21 protein-coding genes and 1 pseudogene are annotated in these 22456 nt (G+C 72.9%); 7 read left to right on the top strand and 15 right to left on the bottom strand.

Annotation, left to right across the window (positions count from 1 at the left end):
- The 3 genes and pseudogenes from ACFYW1_RS06935 to ACFYW1_RS06925 all read right to left on the bottom strand — a co-directional run.
- Nucleotides 1–500, bottom strand: a pseudogene (locus tag ACFYW1_RS06935) (hypothetical protein); the annotation flags it as partial.
- Nucleotides 501–847: 347 nt separating this feature from the next.
- Nucleotides 848–4012: an alpha-N-acetylglucosaminidase gene (locus tag ACFYW1_RS06930; protein ID WP_388988128.1), complete on the bottom strand. Its 3165-nt coding sequence runs from the start codon at nucleotides 4010–4012 to the stop codon at nucleotides 848–850.
- A gap of 137 nt (nucleotides 4013–4149) precedes the next feature.
- Entirely contained in the window at nucleotides 4150–4695 is a 546-nt protein-coding gene (locus tag ACFYW1_RS06925; RefSeq protein ID WP_388988184.1) for a carboxymuconolactone decarboxylase family protein, read from the bottom strand.
- A gap of 96 nt (nucleotides 4696–4791) precedes the next feature.
- On the opposite strand from ACFYW1_RS06925, the gene ACFYW1_RS06920 reads away from it, so the two are divergent.
- Entirely contained in the window at nucleotides 4792–5283 is a 492-nt protein-coding gene (locus tag ACFYW1_RS06920; RefSeq protein ID WP_388988125.1) for a MarR family winged helix-turn-helix transcriptional regulator, read from the top strand.
- A 57-nt stretch (nucleotides 5284–5340) separates the two neighbouring features.
- Here ACFYW1_RS06920 and ACFYW1_RS06915 read toward each other — a convergent pair whose 3' ends face one another.
- From ACFYW1_RS06915 to ACFYW1_RS06890, 6 genes are all read right to left on the bottom strand, one after another.
- Complete coding sequence (locus ACFYW1_RS06915; protein WP_388988122.1) at nucleotides 5341–5988, bottom strand: LuxR C-terminal-related transcriptional regulator; 648 nt, start codon at nucleotides 5986–5988, stop codon at nucleotides 5341–5343.
- Nucleotides 5973–7241, bottom strand: a complete 1269-nt coding sequence (locus ACFYW1_RS06910) for a sensor histidine kinase (RefSeq protein ID WP_388988119.1) — start codon at nucleotides 7239–7241, stop codon at nucleotides 5973–5975. Before ACFYW1_RS06910 ends, ACFYW1_RS06915 begins: the two co-directional genes overlap by 16 nt.
- Before the next feature lie 194 nt (nucleotides 7242–7435).
- Nucleotides 7436–8062, bottom strand: coding sequence for a winged helix-turn-helix domain-containing protein (locus ACFYW1_RS06905; RefSeq protein ID WP_388988116.1), 627 nt, complete (start codon nucleotides 8060–8062; stop codon nucleotides 7436–7438).
- Between the two features lie 368 nt (nucleotides 8063–8430).
- On the bottom strand, nucleotides 8431–9465 hold the full coding sequence (glnII, locus tag ACFYW1_RS06900) for a glutamine synthetase (RefSeq protein ID WP_388988113.1): 1035 nt from the start codon (nucleotides 9463–9465) through the stop codon (nucleotides 8431–8433).
- A 165-nt stretch (nucleotides 9466–9630) separates the two neighbouring features.
- Nucleotides 9631–10770: a hypothetical protein gene (locus ACFYW1_RS06895; RefSeq protein ID WP_388988110.1), complete on the bottom strand. Its 1140-nt coding sequence runs from the start codon at nucleotides 10768–10770 to the stop codon at nucleotides 9631–9633.
- The gene (locus ACFYW1_RS06890; RefSeq protein WP_388988107.1) at nucleotides 10767–12263 is read right to left on the bottom strand and encodes a hypothetical protein; all 1497 of its coding nucleotides are present in this window, start codon (nucleotides 12261–12263) and stop codon (nucleotides 10767–10769) included. The genes ACFYW1_RS06895 and ACFYW1_RS06890 overlap by 4 nt, the downstream gene beginning before the upstream one ends.
- Before the next feature lie 252 nt (nucleotides 12264–12515).
- Here ACFYW1_RS06890 and ACFYW1_RS06885 point away from each other — a divergent pair, with 252 nt between their 5' ends.
- On the top strand, nucleotides 12516–13430 hold the full coding sequence (locus tag ACFYW1_RS06885; RefSeq protein ID WP_388988104.1) for a Gfo/Idh/MocA family protein: 915 nt from the start codon (nucleotides 12516–12518) through the stop codon (nucleotides 13428–13430).
- 30 nt (nucleotides 13431–13460) lie between these two features.
- Here ACFYW1_RS06885 and ACFYW1_RS06880 read toward each other — a convergent pair whose 3' ends face one another.
- Nucleotides 13461–14432 (bottom strand): hypothetical protein, encoded by a 972-nt coding sequence (locus tag ACFYW1_RS06880; RefSeq protein WP_388988101.1) that lies wholly within the window; start codon nucleotides 14430–14432, stop codon nucleotides 13461–13463.
- Nucleotides 14433–14519: 87 nt separating this feature from the next.
- On the bottom strand, nucleotides 14520–14978 hold the full coding sequence (locus tag ACFYW1_RS06875; protein ID WP_388988098.1) for a MarR family transcriptional regulator: 459 nt from the start codon (nucleotides 14976–14978) through the stop codon (nucleotides 14520–14522).
- A gap of 84 nt (nucleotides 14979–15062) precedes the next feature.
- On the opposite strand from ACFYW1_RS06875, the gene ACFYW1_RS06870 reads away from it, so the two are divergent.
- Nucleotides 15063–15917 (top strand): alpha/beta fold hydrolase, encoded by an 855-nt coding sequence (locus tag ACFYW1_RS06870; RefSeq protein WP_388988095.1) that lies wholly within the window; start codon nucleotides 15063–15065, stop codon nucleotides 15915–15917.
- A gap of 115 nt (nucleotides 15918–16032) precedes the next feature.
- Here ACFYW1_RS06870 and ACFYW1_RS06865 read toward each other — a convergent pair whose 3' ends face one another.
- Complete coding sequence (locus ACFYW1_RS06865; protein ID WP_388988092.1) at nucleotides 16033–16392, bottom strand: arsenate reductase family protein; 360 nt, start codon at nucleotides 16390–16392, stop codon at nucleotides 16033–16035.
- A 189-nt stretch (nucleotides 16393–16581) separates the two neighbouring features.
- Here ACFYW1_RS06865 and ACFYW1_RS06860 point away from each other — a divergent pair, with 189 nt between their 5' ends.
- The gene (locus ACFYW1_RS06860; RefSeq protein WP_148834616.1) at nucleotides 16582–16851 is read left to right on the top strand and encodes a hypothetical protein; all 270 of its coding nucleotides are present in this window, start codon (nucleotides 16582–16584) and stop codon (nucleotides 16849–16851) included.
- A 103-nt stretch (nucleotides 16852–16954) separates the two neighbouring features.
- Here ACFYW1_RS06860 and ACFYW1_RS06855 read toward each other — a convergent pair whose 3' ends face one another.
- Nucleotides 16955–17443: a hypothetical protein gene (locus ACFYW1_RS06855; protein WP_388988087.1), complete on the bottom strand. Its 489-nt coding sequence runs from the start codon at nucleotides 17441–17443 to the stop codon at nucleotides 16955–16957.
- Nucleotides 17444–17597: 154 nt separating this feature from the next.
- Between ACFYW1_RS06855 and ACFYW1_RS06850 the strand changes: the two genes are divergently transcribed.
- Complete coding sequence (locus ACFYW1_RS06850) at nucleotides 17598–18083, top strand: FxLYD domain-containing protein (protein ID WP_388988085.1); 486 nt, start codon at nucleotides 17598–17600, stop codon at nucleotides 18081–18083.
- Nucleotides 18084–18101: 18 nt separating this feature from the next.
- On the opposite strand, the gene ACFYW1_RS06845 is transcribed toward ACFYW1_RS06850, so the two are convergent.
- Complete coding sequence (locus ACFYW1_RS06845; protein ID WP_388988082.1) at nucleotides 18102–18467, bottom strand: hypothetical protein; 366 nt, start codon at nucleotides 18465–18467, stop codon at nucleotides 18102–18104.
- A gap of 504 nt (nucleotides 18468–18971) precedes the next feature.
- On the opposite strand from ACFYW1_RS06845, the gene ACFYW1_RS06840 reads away from it, so the two are divergent.
- Nucleotides 18972–19871, top strand: a complete 900-nt coding sequence (locus tag ACFYW1_RS06840; protein ID WP_388988079.1) for a hypothetical protein — start codon at nucleotides 18972–18974, stop codon at nucleotides 19869–19871.
- A gap of 124 nt (nucleotides 19872–19995) precedes the next feature.
- Here ACFYW1_RS06840 and glnA read toward each other — a convergent pair whose 3' ends face one another.
- A complete protein-coding gene (gene glnA / locus ACFYW1_RS06835) occupies nucleotides 19996–21405 on the bottom strand; it encodes a type I glutamate--ammonia ligase (RefSeq protein ID WP_388988075.1) in 1410 nt (469 codons plus the stop codon).
- 300 nt (nucleotides 21406–21705) lie between these two features.
- Here glnA and ACFYW1_RS06830 point away from each other — a divergent pair, with 300 nt between their 5' ends.
- Nucleotides 21706–22173 carry an RDD family protein gene (locus ACFYW1_RS06830; protein ID WP_351835413.1) on the top strand — a complete coding sequence of 156 codons (468 nt, stop codon included), beginning with the start codon at nucleotides 21706–21708 and terminating at the stop codon, nucleotides 22171–22173.
- The last annotated feature ends 283 nt before the right edge of the window (nucleotides 22174–22456 follow it).

Raw genomic sequence — 22456 nt, 5'->3', positions numbered from 1 at the left:
CGGCCGGTCTGCGCGCCTTGCTGGAGGACGTTGCCGTTGCCCTGGCCGGTCTGTGCGCCCTGTTGGAGGACGTTGCCGGTGCCTCGGCCGGTCTGGGCGCCTTGCTGGAGGACGTTGCCGTTGCCCTGGCCGGTCTGCGCGCCCTGTTGGAGGACGTTGCCGGTGCCTCGGCCGGTCTGCGCGCCTTGTTGCAGGACGTTGCCGTTGCCGCCGGTCTGTGCGCCCTGTTGGAGGACGTTGCCGGTGCCTCGGCCGGTCTGCGCGCCTTGCTGGAGGACGTTGCCGTTGCCCTGGCCGGTCTGTGCGCCCTGTTGGAGGACGTTGCCGGTGCCTCGGCCGGTCTGCGCGCCTTGTTGCAGGACGTTGCCGGTGCCGCCGGTCTGTGCACCCTGCTGGACGATGTTGCCGGTGGCGGTGTCGATGCAGGTCGGGGGGAGGGACTGGGTGCAGAGGATTTCGGACGGGGCCTGGGCCTGGGGCGCCGCTGTGGCGCTTGCCACGCCAACCCCACCGGCGAGCGCCGCGATCAAGCTCGACACGCCGATCAGGCGGGGAATTCCTTGGCGAATGCTTCTCATCATGGTGGATTCCTTGCGTGTGAAAGCGGGTTTGAGCTTGCCTGCACCAGCCATCGTCGGGTGCCGGGCGTCACCGCGGCGTGACGTCGGCGTGACTGGCCCGGCCGACGGCGCTTCCTCGGCCCCGAACCGCTTCCGGCCGGTCGCGTACCGTGACAAGCCTCGGGAAAGGGCGCTCGCGGCCGCCGCGCCGCGCCGCCGGATGCACCCGGACAGCACGCGCGTTCAGCGGAACGGGCGAATCGCGGGCAGAGCGACGGGCCGCAGCCTCAGCCCAGCTGCCACCCGCTGAACTCGACCGTGCCGCGCAGCCCGCTCCCGCCGTTCGTCGCGGTCATGAAGATCCCCACGTCCTGCGCGGCAGCCGTCCCCGGCACGGCGACCGTCGCCACCGTCCGCCAGGTCGCCCCGCCGTCGGTGGAACAGGAGCCCGTGCACCCGTCCCCGGCCCGGGTCAGCCGGAGCAGCACCGGGGCCTTGATCCCGGTGATCCGCCGGTAGGCGTCCAGGGTGCCGTCGCCGTTCGTGTCGTACGAGAGCACCACACCGTTCGACGGGGTCACCGCCAGGTTCAGGAACCCGGCCGAGCCCGGCGTCGCGAGGCCGTTGCGCACCACGATCCCCGCCCGCGCCCAGCCCCCGGTGTTCTCCTGCGCGTCGACCCGCACCGTCACCTCCGCCCCCTCGGACCAGGCCCCCTCCCGGTACGCCGTGCCGAACTGGCTGGTGCCCTTCCACAGGTCCTGGCCCGCTCCGTTGATCGCGAGCCGCTCGCCCAGCTGCCCGAAGACCGCCGCGTTCGCCGTGTACGTGCGCCAGCCCGGCTCCAGCGGCGCCGCCGTGTACACCGCCCCGCGCCGCAGATCGGTCACCCGGTCCTCGCCGCGCGGCCCGTACACGGTGCTCAGCCCGTACGGCATCGGCCGCAGCGGAGCGGTCAGCGGCTCGGACGGGGCGGTGACCCGCCAGCGCACCGAACCGGACCCGCCGGCCGCGACCCCGTCGAGGAAGGTGTCGCCCGTCGCGGTGGCGTCGAGGCCGGTGAGTTCGAAGTCGACCCGGCCGGTGGACCGCAGGCCGTTCAGATTGCGGAAGGCGGCCGTCACCGTGCCGGTGCTGCCCGGGGTGAATGCCACCGGATCGGCCGAGACCGTGACGGCGCCCTGGTACGGGGCGGTGGACAGGGTCTCGAAGACCCGCCGCGCGGTGCGGTGGGCATCGCCCGTCGCCCGTACCGGGTGGACGTCGGTCCGGCGGGTCCACTCCTCCTCACCCGGGTACCAGTCGAACGGCTTCGCGGCCCGGCCCTCCACGAGCGCGTCGGTCAGCTCGTCCAAGTAGGCCCGCCACTGCGGGAGATGGACCTCGCCCATCAGCCCGTGCCAGTCGCGGTTGGCGTAGTTGCTGAGCTGGTCGGCGGCCGTCCGGTCCGCCCAGGTGGTGATCAGGGTGCGCGCCGTCCACTCCAGCCGGGCCGCCTCCGCCGGGCTCGTCGCCGACCGCTTGGCGTCCTCCAGCCACGGCCCCAGCAGGAAGGCCCGGTGGCAGCCCGCCACCGCGTCGGCCAGCCGCATCAGCTTCAGCCAGAGCGTGGCGAGGGTGCGGAACCGGGCGACGTCCTTGTCGGCGTGGGCGGCCCTCAGCTGCGGCAGCAGGGTCCGGGAACGGTCGGCGAGCGCCTGCCGGGCCAGATCGGTGAGGTCGTGGCGGTAGGTGTCCGAGTCGCGCAGGGCCGGGCGCACGTCGAGGAGGGCCGCGAACGCCCGGTCGAAACCGGCCGGGTCGAAGGCGGTGTTCACCGAGGCGGTGATGTTCGGGCGCCGCGAGAAGAGCGAGTCGACGGGACGGCCGTCGGTGCTCGTCAGCCGGTACGCCGTGGCGGCCAGTGCGGCGAAGGCCGCTTCCGCCGCACTGTCGCGGCCGCCGTAGCGGAACTTCGGGTACGCCCGGAACCACGCCTCCCGGTCCACCTTCTCGGACCGCCAGGCCAGCTCGCCGAAGAGCTCGAAGGCCGCCGGGTCGCGCTCGGTCGCCTCCGGCATGTACGCCGTGCCGACCAGGGCGCTGCCCGGTTTGTCGCGCCAGGCCGTGAACTTCTCCGTCCAGCGGTCGGTGTTGGCCCCGATCGTCGTACGGCCGCCGAAGTTCGGGATGGTGCCGAAGGCGTACGGGGCCCCGCCCCAGTCCTTCTCCCGGTCGGTGACGGTGTCCAGGTCGGAGAGGCCGTCGACGATCAGGAGCCGCTCGGTGTCGACCGCCTCCAGCAGCGCGGGCCGGGGATTGGCCTGCCAGCCGAGGATCACCCAGGTCGCGCCGGGGTGTGCGGTGCGCAGAGCGGATTCGACGGCCCGGGCGGCGTCCGGCACCGGGACGTCACCGGCGTCGCCGCCCTCGTGCAGCAGGTCCATCTTGAAGTGCGCCGCAGGGCCGAACAGTTCCTCCTGGTGCCGGTAGAAGGCGGCGGCCACCTCGGCGAAGACGGGGGTGCGCGGGTCGAGCCAGTCGGGGCGGCGCAACCCGTTCCAGGTGCCCTGCGGGACGACCCGGGCTCCCGGATTGCGCTCCACGAAGCCGTCCGGGACCGTGCCGAAGTAGCCGGGGAACACCGGTGCCATGCCCAGTTCCCGCATCCGGTCGGCGATGCTCCGCCCCAGGGCGGCACGCCGGCCGATCAGTTCGGTGCCGAGCGGGCCGCCGTATCCGCTCATGTTCTGGAGCAGCCACCACGGCTGGTGGGAGGGGGCGGGCAGCCAGGCGCGGGCCTCGGCGTCGTCGTAGCCGAAGTCCTGGAGCAGCCGGTGGTAGACGGCCTCCTGACCGGCGGTCACCAGAACCTCGTTGCAGCCGTGCAGGGCCAGGACGTCGAGCATCCGCTCCCAGCGCGGCCAGTCGGCGTACGGGGCGGTGTAGCCGTCGTGGGTGTCGTTGAGCGCGAAGCGGTGCGGCACGGTCGCGGAGCGCTCCACGGGGGTGCGGGGCGCGGGCAGCCTGCGGGGCACCGCGGTACGGCTGCCGGACCACGAGACGACGGCGTCGCAGGTGTACTTGAGGTACCAGTGCGCCCCCGTCAGCGCGGCGGCCGGGGTGGTCGCGGCGATCTCGATCCGCCCGGTGGAGCCGGTGACCCGGAAGCGGTCGGGGGCCTGCGCGCCCTCGCCCCGGGGGAGGGCGCGCAGGTGGAACTGGTCCGCGTGGTCCGGCAGCAGGCGCCGGAGCGCGTCGTGCGCGGGAGCGAGGCCGCGGGCGGGGGCGGACGGCGCGGCGACGGCGGGCGCGGGGACGGCGCCGACCGCGGCAGCGGCTCCGGCAGCCCCGGCGGCTCCCAGCAGCGCACGTCTCGTGAGCCGGGCGGAGCCGGTGGGGCGGGAGGAGCTGAAGGGCAGGGAAGGTTCCGTCACGGTCCGCACTCCTCGGTGTTGTTCATGGTGGTGCATGCGACAACAGGTGTGTGCGGTGCGCACGTTAATGACGGGTGCGGGGGCGGGCAATGGGGCGGTCGGCGGTTTGACCCGATCCAGCCGTTCGGCCCTCACGGTGCGGTGGCGGGGAGACGGCGGCCGGGGTCCGGCGGTCAGGCGAAGGCGGCGAGCCGGGGATCGACCGGAGCCCCGGTCATCCGGTTGGCCAAGGTCGACATCGTGTACGCGCCGATGCCGAGGACGACCTCCAGTGCGTTGCGGGCGGTGTATCCGTGGGCCAGGAACGCCCGGAGCGTCGCGTCGTCCACGGCGCCGGACGTCGCGAGCACGGCGAGGGTGAACTCCCTGACCGCCTCCAGCCGTTCGTCCGTGAGCGCCCGCCGCTCGCGCAGGGCCGCGATCAGCTCGGGGTCGGCGTCGAGCGCGGTGAGCCTCGCGGTGTGCATCGCCACGCAGACGTGGCAGTCGTTGCGGGTCGCCATCGTCATGATCAGGACCTCGCGGGAGAGCGGGTCCAGGGTGGTGGACTCGAAGGCGGCGCTCGCTCTCAGGAAGCCGTCGAGCAGCTCCGGCGACGTGGCGAGCCGGGCCGCGGCGGCGGGCAGATGGCCCTGCTTCCTCCGCACCCCCTCCAGGGCGCGACGGGCGGCGGCGGGGGCGGATTCGAGGGTGTGGTCGGGAAACACGGACGCGGGCACGGCTGATGAAGGCATGGCTGACCTCTCCGGTGGCTGCTCACGCTAAAATCGACAACGTGATTGACGAAAAGGTAAACCGGGTTGTCGAGTTGTGCAATGGGTGAGCCGCGGGCGGAGGCGTCCGGACGGGACGCGGCGGGCTTCGAGCTGCCCGTGCTGCTGTTCGCCGGATTCCGGTCGATCATCGACGAGATGCACCGTGAACTGGCCGAACGTGGCCATCCCGAGGTGCGCCCCGCCCACGGCTACGCGCTTCAGGCGGTCGGCCGCGGCGGGGCGACGGCCAGCGAGATCGGCCGACGGCTCGGGGTCTCCAAGCAGGCCGCGGGCAAGACCGTGGAGAGGCTCGAAGCGCTCGGGTACGTGGAGCGCGTCGACGACCCCCGGGACGGCCGGCGCAAGCTGGTCCGGCTGACCGGGCGGGGCGTCGACGTCCTGGTCAAGTCGGCCGAGGGGTTCGAGCGGCTGCGGGCCCGCTGGGCCGAGGTGCTCGGCGCCGACCGGGTGCGTGCGATGGAGGCCGATCTGCGCACGATGGTGCCCGAGGGCGCGTTCCGGCTCGACGCGGCGGGCTGGTTCGACAACTGAGCGGACGGGGGGCGCCCGGCGCCCGGGCGCGTACCCCCCGTGGACGTACGGCCCGGCTCAGCCCCGGTCCAGGTAGGCGAGCACCGCGAGGACCCGGCGGTTGTCGTCGTCGGACGGCGGCAGGGCGAGCTTCCCGAAGATGTTCGAGGTGTGCTTGGCCACCGCCCGCTCCGTGATCACCAGTTGCGCGGCGATCGCCATGTTCGAACGGCCCTGGGCCATCAGCTCCATGACCTCCCGCTCGCGCGGGGTGAGTCCGCCCATCGGCTTGTCCTGCGACCGCCGCGAGAGCAGCTGCGAGATCACCTGCGGATCCATCGCGGTGCCGCCGGCCGCGACCCTGCGCACCGCGTCGACGAACTGGTCGGCGTCGAAGACCCGGTCCTTGAGCAGATAGCCGATGCCCCCGTTGCCGTCCGCCAGCAGCTCGCGCGCGTACAACTGCTCCACGTGCTGCGACAGCACGAGCACCGGCAGCCCCGGCCGGGCCCGCCGCGCCGCCAGCGCGCACTGCAGGCCCTCGTCCGTGTGGGACGGCGGGAGCCGGACGTCGACTATCGCGACGTCCGGTTCCGACTCGGCGAGCGCCCTGGTCAGTTCGGGACCGGACTCGACCGCGGCCACGATCTCGAAGTCGTACGCCTCCAGCATCCGGACCAGGCCGTCGCGCAGCAGGAAGAGATCTTCGGCTAGGACAACTCGCAAGGGATCTCCATGGTCACCATGGTGGGGCCGCCCGCGGGGCTGCTGACGGCCAGGACGCCGTCGAATGTACCGAGTCGGCGTTCGATTCCGCTCAGGCCCGAGCCCGCCCCGATCCTCGCCCCGCCCCCGCCGTTGTCGGTGACGGACATCCGCAGCACGGAGTCCGTGTGCCAGATGTCCACCCGGACCCGGTCCGCCCCCGAGTGCTTGGCGGCGTTCGTCAGCGCCTCGCTCACCGCGAAGTACGCCGCCGACTCGACCGCGGCGTCCGCCCGGCCGGACAGCTCCACCTCGACCTCGGACGCGAAGGGCAGCCGCAGCACCAACGCCCGTACCGCGTCCCCGAGTCCGCGCTCGGCGAGGACCGGCGGGTGGATGCCCCGCACCAGGTCGCGCAGCTCCGTGAGGGCCTCGGCGGAGGACTCGCGGGCCGCGGCCAGGAGCTTCTTCGCCTGTGCCGGGTCCTTCTCGATGAGCGCCTCCACGGTGCCCAGGTTCATGCCCACGGCGACCAGCCGGGCCTGGGCGCCGTCGTGCAGGTCGCGTTCGATGCGGCGCAGTTCGGAGGCGGCGGTGTCCACCGCCTCGTGCCGGGTCTCGGTCAACCGGTCGATGCGCCGGGCCAGTTCCTGCTCCTGGACGGGGGCCAGCATCGCGCGGGTGATCACGAAGTGCAGCCGCAGCAGCGGCTCGGCGAACCGCACGCCGATCACGAGCAGCGCCATCCCGAGCGCGGCGGCGGCCAGCCCCGTCGCCTGGCTGTCGACCGGCACGAACGCGTACCAGTACCGGTCGTCGGTGAAGACCCGCCACAGGCCCGCCGCCAGCACGAAGCCCTCCAGCGGATAGGCGAACAGCCCGACCGCCAGGACCAGCACCACGTAACCGGCCGTCATGTCCACCAGCAGCCAACGGATGTCGCGCCAGGTCGCCGGGTCCTTCAGCATCAGCGTGGTCCGCTCCACCCGCCCGGTGAACCCGGTGCGCAGGTCCTCGGGGAAGGGGCGGTACGGGACCGGGATGCGGATGTCGCACCAGGTGATCGCGAGCAGCCGGCGCCGGTTGGCGTGTTTGCGCACCAGCTCCAGCGTGTACGGGGTGGTCACCAGGCCGATGCCCAGCGGGATGAAAGCGATGGAGAGGACGGTCCACACGAAGAGGGTGATCGATCCGGCCAGGCTCGCGAACGACAGCACGAACCCCCGCCCGACGGCCGACAGCGCACCGCGCACCCGTCCTTTTGCCGTACCCATCGTGATCCGTCCCCCCTTCGTGGGGCCCTCGTGCCGGGCCCGTCGCACAGACAGTCTCACCCGACCGGCGGCCCGGGTGTCAGCCGGTCCGACACCCGGTCGGGGTGTACCCAGCAACACCCCCGGCGGGCACGCGGAACGGCCCCGGTCCGGCGGGTGCCGGGCCGGGGCCGCTCCACGCGTCCTCGATGCCGTCAGGGGATGTACTTGTAGCCGACGCGCCGCACGGTCTGGATCGAACGGCGGTGCTCGGCGCCCAGCTTGCGCCGCAGCCGGGCGATGTGGACGTCCACGGTGCGCCCGTCGCCCACGTGCCCGTAACCCCAGACCGTGGACACCAACTGGTCGCGGGTGTGCACCCGGTGGGGGTGCGCGACCAGATGGGCGAGCAGCTCGAACTCCAGGTAGGTGAGGTCGAGTGTGTTCCCGTCCACCGCGGCAGTGCGTTGCACGGGGTCGATGCGGACCGGACCCGCGACCGGGGCCGGATCCTCCACCGGGGTCGGCACCACGTACTGGGCGGCCCCGGCGAGCGGGCTTCCGGGGGCGGGCCGTTGGTCGGCGGGTACGAGCACCAGGTAGCCGATCATCGGCGGCCGGCCGGGCAGCGCCGGGACGGTGTGCTGGGGCGCGGGCAGCCAGGTGGCGCCCGGCGGCAGGAGATCGGCCATGCCGGCGGGCCGGGCGATCTCATCGGGGTCCACGGCGCGCAGCCGGTGGCGCTGGGACGGGAAGGGACGGGCGGAGGGGGTGGTCGCAGCGGGCGCCACGGGTGCCGCGGTGGCGGCGGCAGTGGCGGAGAAGGTACGGGTGTTCGCCATGAGGGTCAGCTCTTTCGCGCGAAGGAGTCGTCGGTGGACGGACTTGCTTGCGCGCGGACCGAAGGCCGGGGTGAGCGGCTTTAGAGGGCCTGCGCGTTCAACGCGCGGCAACACACCCGGTCGAAGTCGTGATGCTGACGGGAAGGCCAGAACGGTTCGAGGTCGCTGCGACCTGTCGAGATGTACTGGATGCCGACCATGGCCCCATTGAACCAGACAACCGGCCGGCGCAGCAGGCCCCTCTCACCCGTCGATACGGACCGCCGTGTCGGCTTCCTCACGCCGGTCCCGGCCGGGACCCGGGCGGTCATGGCGAGGGGCGCCCATCCGATCGGACGGACGCCCTTCACCGTGCCGGTGCTGCGGGATCAGACCTGGTCGGCCTTCTCCAGCGCGGAGCAGCAGGTGTCGACGATCAGCCGCGTGACGACGTACGGGTCGACGTTGGCGTTCGGCCGGCGGTCCTCGATGTAGCCCTTGCGGTCCTGCTCGACCTGCCACGGGATGCGGACCGAGGCGCCGCGGTCGGAGACGCCGTAGCTGTACTCGTTCCACGGGGCGGTCTCGTGCAGGCCGGTCAGCCGGTCGTCGATGCCCGCGCCGTAGTTCTTGACGTGGTCCATCGGCTTCGAGCCCTCGCCCAGCGACTCGCACGCGGTGATGATCGCGTCGTAGCCCTCGCGCATCGCCCTGGTGGAGAAGTTGGTGTGGGCGCCCGCGCCGTTCCAGTCGCCCTTGACCGGCTTCGGGTCGAGGGTCGCGGAGACGTCGAACTCCTCGGCGGTGCGGTACAGCAGCCAACGGGCGACCCACAGCTGGTCGGAGACCTCCAGCGGGGACAGCGGACCGACCTGGAACTCCCACTGGCCGGGCATGACCTCGGCGTTGATGCCGGAGATGCCGAGGCCCGCCCTCAGACAGTTGTCGAGGTGCTTCTCGACGATCTCGCGGCCGAAGATCTCGTCGGCGCCGACACCGCAGTAGTAGCCGCCCTGCGCGGCCGGGAAGCCGCCCTCGGGGAAGCCGAGCGGCCGGTGGCCGGCGAAGAAGGTGTACTCCTGCTCGATGCCGAAGACCGGCTCCTGACCGGCGAACCGCTCGGCCACCGGGCGCAGCGCGGCACGGGTGTTGGAGGCGTGCGGCGTCATGTCGATGTCGAATACCTCGCACAGCACGAGGATGTCGTCGCCGCCGCGGATCGGGTCCGGGCAGACGAAGACCGGCTTCAGCACCCGGTCGGAGGCGTGCCCCTCGGCCTGGCTGGTGCTCGAACCGTCGAAGCCCCAGATCGGCAGCCGGTCCACGTCCTGCGAGGGACTCCCGGGGATGATCTTCGTCTTGGAACGGAGCTTGGCGGTCGGCTCGGTGCCGTCGATCCAGATGTACTCGGCCTTGAACGTCACGGAAGCCATCCTTTGCGGGTGCTGCGGTCCTGCGGTCCGGTCTGTCCTGCGCAGCTTCGCAAGACGCGATTTCCCGTCCGTTGCCCGGATGTGAACCCCGTGTTACCGAGGTTTTCCGCGCCGCGCACGTCCCGCGGGCGCACGCCGCCGCCTCCGGAACCCGGCCTACGGGCGGCCCTTGAGCAGCGACTCGAAGCCGGCCGCGCGGATGCGGCGCCGCACCTCCTCCTCGGTGGTGTTCAGCGCCGCGGCCGCCCGCGAGAGCTGCCAGTCCGCGTCGGCGAGCCGGTGCAGCAGGTGCCCCCGCCGGATCTGGGCCTCGGACAGCCGGAACGTCTTCAGGTACGCGACCCGCCCCTTGTGGTCGGTGATCGTCTCGCCGATGTGCTGACCCTCCCCGCCCGGCCGGAACGGGGGCAGGAACCGCCACAGCGTGAACGAACCCATCCGGTACACCTGGTCGAAGGAGTACGAGCTGTCCAGCAGCTCGCGCGCGAACAGGGTGTCGTGCGCCCGCTCCCACTCCAGCTCCTGGCGCCGCGCCGCCGACCGCAGCTCGGCGAGCGTCCGCAGCCACGCCCCGTCGGGGATCCGCGCCGTGAACTCCGCCACCGGCCCGCCGTACATCGCGTACTGGTGGATCAGCTCGCCGTACAGGTCCTGGAGCAGCGAGGGGTGCAGCAGCCGGTAGTCGTCCGGGTGCGGCACCACGAACGCGGCGGCGAGCACGTCGGCCGCGTACACCAGCACGCCGCACTGGCCGGGATGGATCTCGAAGGCCCGCAGCGCGTCGTCGAGCCCCTGCACCGACCACCCCAGGTACGCGTCCTCGGCGCGCGGCGAGAGACCGTCGCGCAGCGCCTGCCGCGACCACTCCTCCCAGGCGGTCGAGGGCCCGCCGAAGTGCAGGGCGAGATACCCCTCCAGCGCGAGGTGCAGCGGCAGGAAACGCAGCCGGTCGCCGGGCTGCCGCTTGGCCATGCGGTGGTGGCGGTGGCGCTGGAGCCGGGCGGTCCGGGGCGGCCGGCCCCCGTCCGGGGAGCCCGCCGGGGCGCCGAGCTGCGTGCCGTACGCGACGCTCTGCTCGCCCTCGCCGGACCAGTCGGCGACGAAGCCGTGCGGAATGACCGAGACGTAGTGCTCGCGCGGCCCGAGGTCCACGACTCCGGGCACGGTGTCCAGGTAGAGCTCCTCGTGCAGCCGGAGCCCCTCGACCGGCTGCTCGCGCACCAGCGGCACCAGCCGGATGCCGCCCCACACCTGGGCGGGGCGGGTGGTGAGCCCGGTCAGTTCGAGCCTGTTCACGATGCGGCCCCCGTCCCGTCCTCGGCCGTTCCGTTCCCGGCCACGAAGCGCGCGACCTGCCGGTCCAGGTAGGCGTACAGGGCCTCGGGTCCCGTGCGCCCCTCGGCGAACTGCGCGATCTCCACCAGCGACGGCAGGTCCTCCGCGTCCCGGATGCCCGCCGTCGGCACGCTCGGCGCGAGGCGCCGCACGTCGAAACCGTCCGCGTCGTATACGGGGTTCACATGCACCACCTCGGTGCGCCGGTCCGGATCGAGCCGGGTCCGCCACACCCGGAGCACCTCGCCGGCCAGTCCGGGCGGGGCGTTGTCCCAGCCGTCCGAGACGATGACCAGCCGGTCGGGGCCGAGCTCCAGGGCGTCCAGCACCCGGGTGCCGAGCGGGGTCGCCCCCCGGGGCCCGACCAGCAGCGGATCGGTGCGGCCCGAGGTCCACAGCGGGCTGTACCCGCCCGGCGCGGCCAGTACCTCCAGCAGGTGGTGGCAGGCCAGCGCCACGGCGAGCGGACGGCGCCGCTTCTCGCCCGAACCGTACGAGGAGTAGCTGTCGTCCAGCACGGCGGCGACCCGGCCCCAGCTCCCGGCGTGCGGACCCGCCGCGCGCCGGGCCGCCGCGCGCAGCGCACGGGTCAGCTCCGCGCGGTGCAGCCGGCGTTCGTCGAGGCCGAGCGACAGGGTGTACAGGGCGAGCCGGGTCAGCGGCATCGCGGTCAGGTCCACGTCCGCGGGCAGCAGGCCGGCCGGGGCGGTGCGCTGCCGCTGGGTCCGCAGCCGCTCCAGCCGGGTCATCCGCGGCGCCGCCCGCTCCAGGAACGCCTCGCGCTTCATCCCGTGCCGGGCGGCGAAGCCCTCGGCGACGGTGAACGGCAGCTCCCCGACGGCCCGCTGCTCGTAGTGGGCCCGCCGCCAGGCGTCGAGCAGTTGGTGCCGGTAGTGGGTGCGCGATCCGGGCCGGAACAGGAAGTCCCCGACCTCGGCGGCCTTCTCCGGCTCCCCGGCCCCGTCGAGCCGGAGGTGGGCGTGCCGGGCCGCGGCCTTCAGACCGGAGCGGTACTTCACCGCGTCGTGCGCCAGGTCGGGCCGCGCGGCCAGCCAGTCGCGCATGATCGCGCGGGTGCGCCGGTTGTTCACCCCGGCCGCGCGCAGCGCCCGGAACAGCCGGTACACGCGCTGCGGCGGCAGCTTCGCCAGCCGGGCGGCGATCAGCCGGCCCTCGGTGCGCTTCTCCCCGGGCGTCGCGTCCCCGGCGTGCTCCAGCAGGCCGTGGACGATGCGCGCCGCGTTGTGGTCGTTGATGTCGAGGGCGAGCGCGCAGGCGTAGACCCGGCGGTAGTTGACCCGTACGTACTCGTGCAGGAAGTCCAGCGAGAGCTGCTGCTGGTACGCGGTCGAGCGGAACTCGCGCTGGCCGGTGGCGGTGATCGCCGCGTTGACGAAGAGCAGCACGTCCTCGGCGGCGACGAGCCCGGCAGCGGTCCCGGTGCTGGTGGCCATGGTTCCCCCGTGGTGTCGCGCACCGCCCGGTACGGGGGCGGTGGGATGCCGGCCGGGGAATGGGGGCGCGAACAGCGAAATCACTGCTTCAGAGGCAAGTCCCGGAAGTCGCGCCGGAGTCCCGCGGCCGGCCCCGCAAACGTAGCCATGAACCTCACCCTCCGCCAAATGGATAAGGACGGCGACGGCCGGGGCGGGGCCGTCCGGCGGCTCAATACGGGGCGGGCCCGGCCGACCCGGCAGACTTGCCCCATGACGACACTTCCCCCGACTCCCCTGCGCATCGGCCTCGTCGGTACGGGTCCCTGGGCCCGCAACACCCAGGCCCCCGCCCTCGCCGCCCACCCCGGCGTCGCGCTCAGCGGCGTGTGGGGCCGCAACGGCGGGGCCGCGGACGCGCTGGCCGCCGCGCACGGCACCACGGCGTACACCGGCGAGGCGGGCATCGACGAGCTCTTCGCCGCCAGTGACGCCATCGCGTTCGCGGTGCCGCCGGACGTCCAGGCCCCGCTCGCCGCCCGCGCCGCGGCCACCGGACGCCACCTGCTGCTGGACAAGCCGGTCGCGACCACCGTCGCGGGGGCCGGCGAGGTCGTCCGTGCCGTCGAGCAGACGGGGGTCGCGTCCGTCGTCTTCTGCACCTTGAGGTTCGCGGCCGACACCTCCGCCTGGATCGGTGAACAGGCCGCCCTGGACGGCTGGTTCACCGCCCGCGCCGAGTGGATCGGGGCGCTGTTCGCACCGGGCTCGACCAGTGAGTACGCCGCCTCGCCCTGGCGCCGCGAGAAGGGCGGGCTGTGGGACGTCGGCCCGCACGTCCTGTCGGTGCTGATCCCGGTGCTGGGGGACGTGACCCGGCTGACCGCGGCGCGCGGCCCGTCCGACGCCGTCCACCTGATCCTCCGCCACACCTCCGGCGCGTCCAGCACGGTGACGCTGGCCCTGGGCGCCCCCACGGCCGCGGTGGGCACCGGCATCGAGCTCCGGGGCGAGCGGGGAATCGTCACGCTGCCGCGCTGGGGCGACGCGGTCGGCTCCTTCCGGGCGGCGGTGGACGCGTTGGTCGAATCGGTGCGCACGGGGGAGCCGGACCCGTGCGACGTACGGTTCGGCCTGCGCCTCACGGAACTGCTGGCCGAGGCGGAGAAGCAGGTGGTGGGGGAGTAGGGGAGCGGGCCCGGTCCGCCGCGGGGGCCGCTACATCAGCACCGGGCGGAGCTCCAGCCACGCCGCCACCTCGGCCCGCAGCGCCGGCTCCCGCACGCCCCTGCGCAGCTGGGCACCGGCGGCCAGGGCCAGGGCCTTGGCCCGCCGGGACCGGTTGACCGCCACGAGGTGTTCCCGGGTGTACGCGGTGGTGTGCCGGGTCGCCACCTCGGCCCGGGACACCGGCATGGCGTCCAGACACATCCGGACGGTCTCGTCCGGCGGCAGCAGCGTCCGGCCGGCGACCTCCAGCGCCGCCTCCGCCCGGTCCAGGACCCCGGCCGTACGGCACTTCCCCACCAGCCAGAGCGCCGGCCCGGCCCACGGACTCCCCACCCGGTCCGGTTCCGCGGGGGTTCGCCGCAGGCAGGAGCCCGGCAGGAACCACCACCAGCGGGCACGTTCCTCCGCCGCCTCCGGCGCGTGGCGCGCGGCCCACCGCTCCCGCCCGTCGGGGTCCAGCCCCACCAGGTGCTCCACCCAGCTCCGCCCGGCCTCCCGCGACCAGGCGGGCGCCGCGTACCGGGGGCCGGCCCCGAACCACGTCGGCGTCGAAATCTTGAGGACGGCCCCGGTGTCCTCGTCGACGAGCAGACCGACCCGGCTGTCCTCCCGCACGAAACGACGGCACCCGAGCCCGTCGGGCGCCACCTCGGTGACGGGGAAGCCCGCCCGCCGCAGTTCCCGGTCCAAGTCGTCCATCAACAGCGGCACTTCGAGCCGGTGGGCCTGCACCATGGCGTAGAGGCCGTCCCAGGGATCCTCGGACGAGAGCCGTTGCCAGGCGAACTCGGCGAGGTCGTAACCGCGCAGCCGCCGCCCCCGGTCGAAGCTCTCCACGAAGTCGTCGCCGAGCAGTGCCGTGACCTCCTCGGGAGTGGAGGTGGCATCGGCGCCGCCCACCGTTCCGGTGATGACGAAGTCGCTGAAGAAGGTCATGGGGAAGGGGCCGGGCCGGGACATGGGTGGGATCTCCGCTTCGTGGGGCGAGCCGGTTCGTGTGGTCGGTCGGGCGGTGGGGCGGGACGGTTCGGATGACCGGCGGGGAGTTCAGAGGCCCGGCGGGGGAGCCGCGACCGCCCGGTGCGCGGCCTCCAGGAAGCGCCGGACGGCGGCCGTCCCGTGGTCGTCGAGGTCGCGCAGCACCGCCGTGGTGTCCTCGATCAGGGGCCCGAAGAACGCCTGCCCCAGCTCCCTCGCGCGCGGCGTCACGCTCAGCAGCACCCGGCGCCGGTCGCGCGCGTCGCGGACCCGGGTGAGGTGCCCCAGCCGCTCCAGACGGTCGATGAGCGAGGTGGTGCCCGCGGAGTTGAGCCCGAGCTGCGGGCCGAGCCACCCGGCGGTGGCCGCCGTACCGGCCCGTTCTGCGTCCAGCAGACAGATCAGTGCCCGCACGTCGGTGCTGTGCATCCCGTGCAGGCTCGCGAACTCGGCCTGGCGCAGCCCGAATTCGACGGTCACCCTGCGCAGCAGATGGACGAGCTCCAGCTCGGGCCCCTCGTCACTCATCACGCCGTCCTCTCTCCTGGCCCCCGTTCCAATTATCTCGCCGAGCGAGATAATATCGGTCGGCAGTCGATCCGGGAGGCCCCCATGACCGTCAGCACGTCCTTCCTCGCGGCCTACGACGAGGTCCTGGCGACCAGATGGCCCGCCGGCACGACGCACGCCGAGCTCCCCACCCCGTACGGCACCACCCGGGTCAACAGCCACGGCCCCGAGGGCGCCCCGCCCCTGGTGCTGCTGGCCGGCGGCGGCGCCACCTCCACCGTCTGGTACGCCCAGGCCGCCCAGCTGGGCCGGACCCACCGCGTGCACGCCGTCGACCTCGTCGGAGACCCGGGCCGCAGCGTCGCGGGGGAGCGCCCGGTCCGTACGGTGCGGGACCTGACGACCTGGCTCGACGTCGTGCTGGACGGGCTGGGCGCCGACCGCGCCGCGCTGTGCGGGCACTCGTACGGTGCCTGGATCGCCCTCCACCACGCCCTGCACGCGCCCCACCGCGTCCGGAAGCTGATCCTCCTCGACCCCACCCAGTGCTTCGCCGGTTTCCGCCCCGGCTATCTGCTGCGCGCGCTGCCGATGCTGCTCCGCCCCGCCGCGGGGCGGACGCGCGCCTTCCTGGAGTGGGAGACGGGCGGCGCCGCGCTCGACCCGGCCTGGCTGCGGCTGCGCTGCGCCGCGGCGGACTTCCCCTCCGCCCGCCCCGTCACCGGCCCCCGCCCCGCCCCCGACGCCCTGCGCGGCCTGGACGTGCCGACCCTGGTCCTGCTGGCCGGGAAGGGCAGGGCCCACGATCCGGCCAGGGTCGCCGCCGCGGCGGCCCGGCTGCTGCCGCGCGCACAGACGGTGACGGTCCCCGGCGCGACCCACCACACCCTGCCGCTGCACGAACCGGCGGCCGCCGAACTGAACCGCAGGGCGGCCGGCTTCCTGACGGCCCGGTGACGCGGGGCCCGGCAGGGGCGGGCACGGACCCGACGCACCCGTACGCACGCCGGGCGGCCCGACGTGCCGCAGGGGGTGATTCCGGGGCGGCGCGCCCGCCCGGCGCACCGGCTCCTCAGCGGCCCAGGGCGTCCCGTACCGCCTCGTCCGTGCGCGCCACGACGGCGGTCCCGTCGTCCGCGGTGATGATCGGCCGCTGGATCAGCTTCGGGTGCTCGGCGAGGGCCGAGATCCACCGTTCGCGGGAGCCGGCCTCGCGCGGCCACTCCTTGATGCCCAGCTCCTTCGCGTCCGCCTCCTGGGTCCGTGCGATGTCCCACGGCTCCAGCCCCAGCCGGTCGAGCACGGCCCGGATCTCGTCCGGCGACGGCACGTCCTCCAGGTAGCGGCGGACGGTGTACTCGGCACCCTCCGCGTCGAGCAGCTGCACCGCGCTGCGGCACTTCGAACAGGCGGGATTGATCCAGATCTCCATGGGGTCAAAGGTACGGGAGCGAGCCCGCCCCCCAGGACGGCGAAGGCCCGGAAGGACCCCGCTCCCGGTGGGGCCGAAGAGGCCGGAGGGAATCCATGAAAACCCTGCTGGCCAGCGGCGATTGTCAGTGGTGGGCCGTAAAATGGAGGTAGTTCGTGAGGGTTCCACGACCGTGCCAGGAGGTTGTTCATGGCCGTTGCCGCAGTCACGACCAAGCCGTTCCACAAGCCCCTGCAGAAGAAGCCGCTCCCCGCGGGCCGGCCCCGCGAGTGGTACATCACCCACAACCGTCGTCTGAAGGCCATGCGCCTGGCGATAGCCCTGCTCGACACGGGTGTCTACTACCCGTCGACGGCGACCAACGCCAAGATACGCGCGACCGCCGAGCGCATCGGCATCCACCCGCCGTCCGACACGACCTGCCGCATGGTCCGCGCCCTGATCCGTTACGGGCGCTGACCCCGGCGCATTCCGCGCGGCCGGGTTCCCGGGCTCCTCACCGGGCCCGGGAACCCGGCCGCACACACGGGCACCGGCGCTTCCGTGCCCCGTGCGCCGGGCGTCAGAAGCCGTCGCAGGTGGCGGTGGCGAAGGCTCCGGAGGCCGAGGCCGTCCGGACGGTCCCGTCGTCCGTCGTCACGGCGCAGGAGACCTCGCCGCCCGACCTCCCGAGGGTGACGGCGAGGGAGCCGCCCCGCATGAAGCCCCTGGTCCGCACCTCTCCGGACCAGGGCAGGGAGCGCAGGGTCAGCCGGGCCGTGGAGAGACCGCCGTCCTGCCAGGCGGGGTAGGTGACGGTGACGTCCCGGGCGGTCCCGGTGACCTCGTAGGTGACGCGGAGAGTCCTCGTCCCCTCCCGCGTCAGTACCCCGGCGGTCCATTCGACGGCCGCGGCACCGCCGACGGCCGGCACGAGCACGGCGAGCAGCAGCACCCCGGGCCACCACCGCCGGGGCCGTGCCGTCCCGGACACGGCGCCCTGCTCCCGGTCGCCCACGACCCCGGATCCGTCCGCGTCGCCCACGACCCCGGGCCGGTCCGTGTCGTTCATGCCCCCAGGCTGGGCCCTGCCGCGGCGCCCCGCGACCCGGCACCGGCCCGCTTCGGCCGCCCGGACCACCACCCGTCCGGGGCCCACGGCATGCGGCGTCGCCCGCCGCCCCTTTGACTGGGCCGGGGGAAAGGGGCGAGCGCCGGGAGGCACGATGACGAGGAACGCCGTACGGGGACCGGCGGCCGTACTGCTGACGGCGGTCGTGATGTCGACGGCCGCGGCCTGCACCGGCGACGGCGGGGGTGCCTCGGACACGGCCTCCAGGGCCGCGTCCGCCGCGGCGTCGGCGGCGTCCAGGGGCGCCGACGTGGTGGCCTCGGCGACAGCGGCGGCGGGCGAGAAGCTGAAGGGCTTCAAGAACGGCGTGGACGCCAAGGGCGACGTGAAGGTCGGCTCCCCGGTCACCGACGGCGACGGCCGGGCCACCGCGAAGGTCACCGTGACGAACGGCACCGGCTCGACGAAGTCCTACGCGGTGCAGATCAATTTCCGTGACGCCAAGGGCAACCTGGTCGACACGGTGGTGGTGACGGTCTCCGACGTCGCCCCCAAGGCGTCCGAGGAGGCCACGGCCCGCAGCAACCGCAAGCTGTCGGGCGAGATCGTGGCCGAGGTGGGAACAGCCCTGCGGCACTGATCCCGTGGGCGGCCGGAGCTACTCGGCCACGCCGTTGAGGGAAACCCCCGAAGGCAGATCCGAAGACAGGTCCGACGGCAGATCCGGCGGCAGGACATTCACGACGACCGGAGCCGGGGGATTCGCAGGCGTGGGCACCTGGATGAGGAAGGGCCAGAACACGATCTGACTCCCCGTATTCGTGGCCCGCTGCGAAATCTGGTAACAGACGATTTCGTTCGGATCGTCAATGAGGGTGTAGCACTTGAGTGCCGAAGGCGCGGAACGGGAATTCTGCGGCAGGGCGACGGAACCGCTCGCCGAAGTGCCTACGATTCCGGCGGCCAAGAAGGACGCCGCCGCTGCGACACCGATGCTTCGCAGGGTTTTTTTCTTCATGTTCATCAGCTCGGAGGCTCGATGCGAACCGGAGTGCCCCATCGGCGTTCCGGGGGTCTCGGTGGTACCGGCGCCGGGGTTCGGCGGGGGTGATTCCCGCGGAACCGGTACTGGGCGTCGACCACCATCGTATCGTCCGGCCCGGGACGCGTCTCGTGCGGAACATTTCATCAACTCCCCAGAAAATACTGGTTGAATCCGGGAAATCTTTCGGTGCGACATCCTCGGGAGGAGCGGGCAAGCTGTAAGAGGCGAGATTCCGAAATCCCGCCCGGAGTTGCTGCTCTCAGTCCCGTCGTCGCACCGGCGTCACGCCGGAGTCACGTCGTGACTCCTGCCCGCTGCGCACGACGAAACGCGGCTGGAACAGCAAGAAAGCGCAGTGTCCGAAAGGGGAAAACCGTGAAGGGAAAAGTTGTCCTGAGTTCCGCCGCGGCAGTGGCGCTCGTCGGAGGGCTGGCAGTGACCACTGCCGCGCCCGCTTCCGCCGCACCGGCCCAGACGTGCCGGGTGGCGGCAAATACCTTGACCGGGGAGAACTTCGATCCCAACGCGCTGTTCGTCGTTTCTCCCGGGGGGATGGTGCTGCGCCCCTCCGCCGACGGCCGCATCGGACCCACCGCCGTGACGGGCACGGGCAGCTTCTCCGTGGGCCCCGTGGCCTGCACCGGGGGTGAATCGGCCGGCGGCGCGGTCGCTGCCGCGGCTGCCGGAGTGAGCGCGGCCCGGGCGGCGATCAGCAAGGGCGCCTCCCCGCAGCAGGCGGCGGCCCAGGGTGTGGCCGCGGCCCAGGCCACGGGCAGAAGCCTCGGCCTGTCGCAGACCGTGATCAACCAGATCAGCAATCAGACGATCAACAACCTGAACCAGATCATCGGCTCCACCATCGGCGGCTCCGTCATCGCGGGCAGCGGCAACACGGTGGGCGGCGGCAACACGGTCGGTGGCGGCACGACCACGCCGGGGACCGGTGGCACGACCACACCGGGCACGGGCGGAACAACCACGCCGGGTACCGGTGGCGGAACAACTACGCCGGGGACCGGTGGCACCACCACACCGGGTACGGGCGGTGGCACGACTACACCGGGTACGGGCGGTGGCACGACTACGCCGGGTACGGGCGGTGGCACGACCACGCCGGGGACCGGTGGCACGACCACACCGGGCACGGGCGGCGGAACAACCACGCCGGGGACCGGTGGCGGAACAACCACGCCGGGGACCGGTGGCACGACCACACCCGGGACCGGTGGAGGTACGACCACGCCCGGCACCGGTGGCGGGACGACGACCCCCGGCACCACCACTCCGGGCACCACGACTTCCGGCACCACCACTTCCGGCACCACGACGGGCACCATGCAGCCCGGGACCGTTGAGCAACCGGTGACGGCACCGGCTCAGTGACTCCCTGACGCCCTCGGCCGACCGGCGTCCTCGAACGCCCAGGGGCCCTCATCGGTTTCCCGATGAGGGCCCCTGGAGCTGTGCTCTGCGGTGTGTCCGTTGCCGGATCGCCCGACGCCGCGGCCTAGAGGTCGAAGTACAGCTCGAACTCGTGCGGGTGCGGGCGCAGCTGGATCGGGGCGATCTCGTTGGTGCGCTTGTAGTCGATCCACGTCTCGATCAGGTCGGACGTGAAGACGCCGCCGGCCTGGAGGTACTCGTTGTCCGCCTCCAGCGCCTCCAGGACGGCCGGGAGGGAGGTCGGGACCTGCTGGACGTTCGCGTGCTCCTCGGGAGCCAGCTCGTAGAGGTCCTTGTCGATCGGCTCCGCGGGCTCGGTCTTGTTCTTGATGCCGTCCAGGCCCGCCATCAGCAGCGCGGAGAAGGCGAGGTAGGGGTTGGACGACGGGTCCGGGGCGCGGAACTCGACGCGCTTGGCCTTCGGGTTGGAGCCCGTGATCGGGATGCGCATCGCGGCGGAGCGGTTGCGCTGCGAGTACACCATGTTGACCGGGGCCTCGAAGCCCGGGACCAGGCGGTGGTAGGAGTTCACCGTCGGGTTGGTGAACGCCAGCAGCGACGGGGCGTGCTTGAGGATGCCGCCGATGTAGTAGCGGGCGGTGTCCGAGAGGCCCGCGTAGCCCTGCTCGTCGTAGAACAGCGGGGTGCCGCCGGACCACAGGGACTGGTGGACGTGCATGCCCGAGCCGTTGTCGCCGAAGATCGGCTTCGGCATGAAGGTCGCGGTCTTGCCGTTGCGCCAGGCGACGTTCTTCACGATGTACTTGAAGAGCATCAGGTCGTCGGCGGCGGCGAGCAGCGTGTTGAACTTGTAGTTGATCTCGGCCTGGCCGGCGGTGCCGACCTCGTGGTGCTGGCGCTCGATCTGGAGGCCGCTCTTCTCCAGCTCCAGGGACATCTCGGCGCGCAGGTCGGCGAAGTGGTCGACCGGCGGGACCGGGAAGTAACCGCCCTTGTAGCGGACCTTGTAGCCGCGGTTGTCCTCGAGCGCACCGGTGTTCCAGGCGCCGGCCTCGGAGTCGATGTGGTAGAAGCTCTCGTTCGCCGACGTCTGGAAGCGGACGCTGTCGAAGACGTAGAACTCCGCCTCGGGACCGAAGTACGCGGTGTCGGCGATACCGGTGGAGGCGAGGTACGCCTCGGCCTTCTTGGCCACGTTCCGCGGGTCACGGCTGTACTGCTCGCCGGTGATCGGGTCGTGGATGAAGAAGTTGATGTTGAGGGTCTTGTCGCGGCGGAAGGGGTCGACACGGGCGGTCGACAGGTCCGCGCGCAGCGACATGTCGGACTCGTGGATGGCCTGGAAACCGCGGATCGACGAGCCGTCGAAGGCAAGCTCTTCGTTCGGTTCGAAGGTCGCCGCCGGGACGGTGACGTGCTGCATCACACCGGGCAGGTCACAGAACCGGACGTCGACGAACTTGACGTCATTTTCGGCGATGTACTTCTTCGCGTCGTCGGCGTTCTGGAACATCCAACTCCTCCTACTCCCGGCCCGGGAGGGACGGGGTTGCAGCTCGTGGTGAGGCCGGTGCGGTGGCACACGCTGGACCTGACCATAGGCAGACCGGATTTCTCAAGCATGACCCATTTGTTTCGCAGAAGTTAACCGGGCCGGGTGTGACCGGAGCCTCATGGCCGGTGATGAAGGCGTCGCCCCGGCCGTTCCGCCCCCTGTTCCTCCCGCTGTTCCCCCGGCCCTTCCCCGGCTGCTCCGGGCCCTGCGCGGCACCCGCCGGGCGGGGGGAGAGGACGGGCGCAGTACCGTGTTCGGGTGGACAACAGGCAAGCAATCGGATCGTGGCTCTCCGGGCCGCGCGCGGCCGCCGAGGAGATGGGGGCCGACTTCGGCCACCGGGGCAAACGGCTGGGCCTGCCCGAGCAGGGGCCGGGCTCCGTCGCGCCGCTCGGCCGGCGCTTCGGCGCGATCTTCATCGACTGGGCCCTGTGCATGCTGATCGCATACGGGCTGTTCGCTCGCGGTGACCAGCAGGCGGCCGGAAACTGGGCCCTGGGCATCTTCCTCGTACTGAGCGTGCTCACCGTCGGGACCATCGGCTGCACCCCCGGCAAGCGCATCCTGGGCATCAGGGTCATCGCGGAGAACGGCGGCCGGCTGTCGTTCGGGTGGGCCGTGGTCCGCAGCGTGCTGCTGTGCCTGGTGATCCCGGCCCTGGTGTGGGACCGCGACGGCCGCGGGCTGCACGACCGGCTGGCCCGCGCCGTCCAGGTCCGTATCTGAGGCGTCAGGGGCATCAGGGGCGTCCGAGGTGTCCGACGGCATCCGGGGCATCCCGTCCGAAGCGGTCCGGGGCACCCGGGGCGGTCCCGCGGGCGTCCGGCGCCGGGGAGGACCCGGGACGCGCGCCCGGGGCACCGGCACTGCCGAAAGCGTACGTACACGAAGGGCGGGGGGGGGGGGGGGGCGGGGCGGGGCGGGCGGGGGGCGCGCCGGGCGGGGGGCGCGGCGGGGGGGGGGGGGGGGGGGGCGGGGGGGGGGGGGGGGGGGGGGGGTGGGTGTGGGG

It is taken from the genome of Streptomyces sp. NPDC002669, from assembly GCF_042889165.1.
Lineage (GTDB): Bacteria > Actinomycetota > Actinomycetes > Streptomycetales > Streptomycetaceae > Streptomyces.
This window is presented reverse-complemented; position numbering and strand designations above follow the sequence as displayed.

Excerpts from the sequence above, each read along its gene's own strand:
- ACFYW1_RS06855 (WP_388988087.1), bottom strand. The coding sequence starts at position 17,443 with ATGAACGACACGGACCGGCCCGGGGTCGTGGGCGACGCGGACGGATCC.
- glnA (WP_388988075.1), bottom strand. The coding sequence starts at position 21,405 with ATGTTCCAGAACGCCGACGACGCGAAGAAGTACATCGCCGAAAATGAC.
- ACFYW1_RS06920 (WP_388988125.1), top strand. The coding sequence starts at position 4,792 with ATGGGTGAGCCGCGGGCGGAGGCGTCCGGACGGGACGCGGCGGGCTTC.
- ACFYW1_RS06865 (WP_388988092.1), bottom strand. The coding sequence starts at position 16,392 with ATGGAGATCTGGATCAATCCCGCCTGTTCGAAGTGCCGCAGCGCGGTG.
- ACFYW1_RS06930 (WP_388988128.1), bottom strand. The coding sequence starts at position 4,012 with ATGCACCACCATGAACAACACCGAGGAGTGCGGACCGTGACGGAACCT.
- ACFYW1_RS06885 (WP_388988104.1), top strand. The coding sequence starts at position 12,516 with ATGACGACACTTCCCCCGACTCCCCTGCGCATCGGCCTCGTCGGTACG.
- ACFYW1_RS06870 (WP_388988095.1), top strand. The coding sequence starts at position 15,063 with ATGACCGTCAGCACGTCCTTCCTCGCGGCCTACGACGAGGTCCTGGCG.
- ACFYW1_RS06860 (WP_148834616.1), top strand. The coding sequence starts at position 16,582 with ATGGCCGTTGCCGCAGTCACGACCAAGCCGTTCCACAAGCCCCTGCAG.
- ACFYW1_RS06910 (WP_388988119.1), bottom strand. The coding sequence starts at position 7,241 with ATGGGTACGGCAAAAGGACGGGTGCGCGGTGCGCTGTCGGCCGTCGGG.
- ACFYW1_RS06850 (WP_388988085.1), top strand. The coding sequence starts at position 17,598 with ATGACGAGGAACGCCGTACGGGGACCGGCGGCCGTACTGCTGACGGCG.
- ACFYW1_RS06880 (WP_388988101.1), bottom strand. The coding sequence starts at position 14,432 with ATGTCCCGGCCCGGCCCCTTCCCCATGACCTTCTTCAGCGACTTCGTC.
- ACFYW1_RS06845 (WP_388988082.1), bottom strand. The coding sequence starts at position 18,467 with ATGAACATGAAGAAAAAAACCCTGCGAAGCATCGGTGTCGCAGCGGCG.
- ACFYW1_RS06875 (WP_388988098.1), bottom strand. The coding sequence starts at position 14,978 with ATGAGTGACGAGGGGCCCGAGCTGGAGCTCGTCCATCTGCTGCGCAGG.
- ACFYW1_RS06890 (WP_388988107.1), bottom strand. The coding sequence starts at position 12,263 with ATGGCCACCAGCACCGGGACCGCTGCCGGGCTCGTCGCCGCCGAGGAC.
- ACFYW1_RS06905 (WP_388988116.1), bottom strand. The coding sequence starts at position 8,062 with ATGGCGAACACCCGTACCTTCTCCGCCACTGCCGCCGCCACCGCGGCA.